At 53.3% G+C, this 3,534-nt stretch carries 3 protein-coding genes; all 3 read left to right on the top strand.

What is annotated here, in order from left to right; all coding sequences use genetic code 11:
* Positions 1-139: 139 nt before the first annotated feature.
* The 3 genes from ACI4N7_RS00535 to ACI4N7_RS00525 all read left to right on the top strand — a co-directional run bounded on the left by ACI4N7_RS00535 (position 140) and on the right by ACI4N7_RS00525 (position 2,793).
* Positions 140-1,129, top strand: a complete 990-nt coding sequence (locus ACI4N7_RS00535; RefSeq protein ID WP_439731415.1) for a biotin--[acetyl-CoA-carboxylase] ligase — start codon at positions 140-142, stop codon at positions 1,127-1,129.
* A gap of 116 nt (positions 1,130-1,245) precedes the next feature.
* Positions 1,246-1,815 (top strand): biotin transporter BioY, encoded by a 570-nt coding sequence (locus ACI4N7_RS00530; RefSeq protein WP_439731414.1) that lies wholly within the window; start codon positions 1,246-1,248, stop codon positions 1,813-1,815.
* 198 nt (positions 1,816-2,013) lie between these two features.
* Positions 2,014-2,793 carry a type III pantothenate kinase gene (locus ACI4N7_RS00525; protein ID WP_439731413.1) on the top strand — a complete coding sequence of 260 codons (780 nt, stop codon included), beginning with the start codon at positions 2,014-2,016 and terminating at the stop codon, positions 2,791-2,793.
* Positions 2,794-3,534: the final 741 nt, after the last annotated feature.

Here is a 3,534-nt window from a genome sequence, read left to right as displayed (position 1 = left end):
AATGTTAATACCATAATACACACAGGTTGACGAATGGTTTACAACTGGATATAATGAGTAAAGAACAAACTGACGAAGGGAGAGAGTCCTTTCGGGCAGGATATAAATTGGCACATATTCTTATCATGGGAGGCGTTTTATGCGAAATGAAATCCTGGACTACTTCAGGAAGGCCAACGGGGAATTCGTTTCAGGACAGCAGATTTCCAAGGATCTGCATGTTTCCCGCACAGCCATCTGGAAGCATATTAATGTACTGAAAGAAAGAGGATATATTTTTGAATCGAGCACCAGGAAGGGCTACCGCTTGATTTATGCTCCCAATCTTTTAACTCCTCTGGAAATTGACAGCGCCCTCCACACGGAGACGTTCGGACGGCATGTGGTGTATATGGAATCCACCCAGTCCACCAATGAAGAAGCGAAGAAGATTGCCCGGGAAGGGGCAGAAGAGGGCACCATTGTGGTGGCGGAGGAACAGACCAGCGGCCATGGCCGGCTGACGAGAGGCTTCTACAGTCCTTTCGCCAAGGGCGTGTGGTTCTCCCTGATCCTTCGTCCAACCTTCTTCCCGCTGGAAGCGGCCAAATGCACCCTTCTGGCAGCCGTAGGCGTATGCCGGGGCATCCGCCGTCTCGGCCTTCGGGATGCAGGCATCAAGTGGCCCAATGATATCCTTTACCACGGAAAGAAAATGGTGGGCATTCTTACCGAAATGTCCGCATCCATGGAAAAAATTGACTACATCATCATGGGGATCGGCATCAATACGGGCATGAAGAAAAATGAATTCCCCGAAGCCTTCCGGGATGGAGCCACTTCCTTCCTGAACGAGGGCATTGATGTATCCCGCAAGGACCTTCTGGCCGCTGTGCTGGCGGAACTGGAAAAGGAATACCATCTGGCCCAGACCAAGGGATTTGACAAGGTGCTGGAAGACTGGAAATCCCTGTCCGTCACCATCGGCGAAGAGGTGCGGGTCATTTTCGGAGACAACAGCTATACAGGAAAAGCCATCGGCATCGACAAGGACGGCTGTCTCCTGGTAGATACAGGCAAGACCGTGAACCGCGTCATTGCCGGCGATGTGTCCATTCGTCCCGTGGCAGCTCCGCTGCCGAAAAGATAAGGCGGAATCCGCCGGGAAGCACTTCAGGCAGTGCTTTATCAATGTTTCAGCCGTTCCGGGCATTTCACTCTTCATGTCTGATACACGGACGGTCATAGGAAAAGGAGAAGAGTATCATGGATAAAGGAAAAATGCACAATATCATCAGCGCAGCTATATTTGCGGCCATCATGGCCGTGCTGTCCCAGTTTACGTTCCCCATAGGCCCGGTGCCCATTACCCTGCAGAGCTTCGTATGCGCCCTGGCAGGCGGCGTGCTGGGAAGGAAATGGGGAGCCATATCCATTGGCGTATGGCTGCTTCTTGGTATTCTTGGCATTCCGATCCTCACCATGGGCAAGGCAGGAGCAGGCATTTTCCTCTCGCCCGTAGGCGGCTACTATCTGGGCTTTGTGGTGATGGCCTGGGTATCGGGATTCCGTCTGGCAGAAAAGGGCCACTTCCTCCGTCAGGTTTCCTCCGCTGCAGCAGGGCTCGTCTGCTGCTATGCCCTGGGCACCATCTGGTTCATGGGCTATTTCCACTTCGGCCTGGGCAAAGATATGCCTCTCTGGACCGCACTGACACTGACCGTATTCCCCTTTGTGGCCTTTGATCTGATTAAGGTCATTCTGGGCGTTGTCTGCGGCACGAGAATCCGTCAGTCCCTGAACCAGGCAGGCTACTATCCCACCATGGAACATTGAAAGCAGGGGAGAAGCACCGCAGAAAAGCGGTGCTTTTTTTATAATATGGAATTTATGAATCACCCTACTGATATATTTTTCTATAAAAATATCTATCATTTGTTATGATTTCCCTTGACAGAATGGAAAGTTTGTTGCATTATACACTTGATGTAAATTTAATGGCGCCTCAGAGGGCCTGTTTCGGAGGAGATTCAGATGCTTCTTGCTTTTGATGTGGGAAATACGAATATTGTTTGTGGTGTCTACAAGGAAAGGAAACTGATCCGCCACTGGCGCGTGGCTACGGATACCCTGCAGACTGCCGATGGATACGCAGCTCTGCTGGGCACTCTTTTCCATTTGAACGGACTGGACTTCAAGGACGTGGAAGATATCATTATCTCCACCGTTGTGCCGCCGATTATTCCGATCCTGGAAACCATGAGCCAGCGCTATTTCCATACAAAGCCCATCATGGTGGGCCCCGGCATCAAGACAGGCCTCAACATTCTCTACGATAACCCCAAGGAACTGGGTGCCGACCGTATCGTCAACGCTGTGGCCGCCATTGCGGAATACGACTGCCCTCTCATCATTATCGACATGGGCACCGCCACCACCTTCTGCGTGGTGGACACCAAGGGCAACTACCTGGGTGGCGCTGTGGCACCGGGCATCGGGATTTCCATGGAAGCCCTCTTCCAGCGTGCATCCAAGCTGCCTCGTATCGAACTGGTGAAAACACCGAAAATCATCTGCCGCAACACGGTCTCCGCCATGCAGGCAGGCATTTACTACGGCTTCGTGGGCCAGATCGATGAAATCGTCAACCGGATCAAGGAAGAACTGAACGAACCCAATGTCAAAGTTATCGCCACCGGCGGCCTGGCTACCCTCATTGCCAAATCGTCCAAGACCATTGACGTGGTGGATCCCATGCTGACACTGAAAGGACTGCTGGTTCTTTACGAAAAGAACAGAAACGATAGAAGATAATAGAGAAAGCAAAAGCGAATCGGGAAACCGGTTCGCTTTTTTGATATGGGATTGGGGGAGCGAGGGAGTGAGTCAAAGGAGTTTGAGTACCGGAAGAGTCATGGGAGGATGGGATCGGGATCGAGATCGGGACCGAGGGAGTGAGTCAATGGAGGTTGGGTACCGGAAGAGTCATTAGAAGATGGGATCGGGGCCGGGATCGGGATCGGGGCTGCGTGTGACGGTATTCCCGAAAGCAGGAAGGGTTCAGAGGGTGCAGGGTAGCCGCCGGGCTTTCGCCCTGGGCTGCCGGTTCGGCCCGGGACCGGCTGCGCCTTCCGGGCTGGTTCAGAGGGGAGGGAGTGAGTCATTGGAGTTTGAGTGCCGAAAGAGTCATGGGAGGATGGGATCGAGATCGGGATCGGGATTGAGGTCGGGATGGTGCTAGACGGTATTCCCGAAAGCAAGGGGGTTCAGAGGGTGCAGGCAGCCGCCGGGCTTTCGCCCTGGGCTGCCGTTTCGGCCCGGGACCGGCTTCGCCTTCCGGGCTGGTTCAGAGGATAGTGATAAAGTCCACTCCTTGGAGGCAAGGTGGGCGCCTGGCGGCGCAGATCTAGTAGCTAGTAGCTTGTATCTGGAAACTAGAAACAAGAAACTAGCGACCAGCTCACTAGACTGGATCGGGGTCGAGATCGTGATCGTGCCATCCACCTCGTCATTTCGGAGCCGGTCAGACGCCAATAGGAAGGCCTCTTATTGGGC

This window comes from Dialister sp. (assembly GCF_051885895.1).
In the GTDB taxonomy this organism is placed as follows: domain Bacteria; phylum Bacillota; class Negativicutes; order Veillonellales; family Dialisteraceae; genus Dialister.
This window is presented reverse-complemented; position numbering and strand designations above follow the sequence as displayed.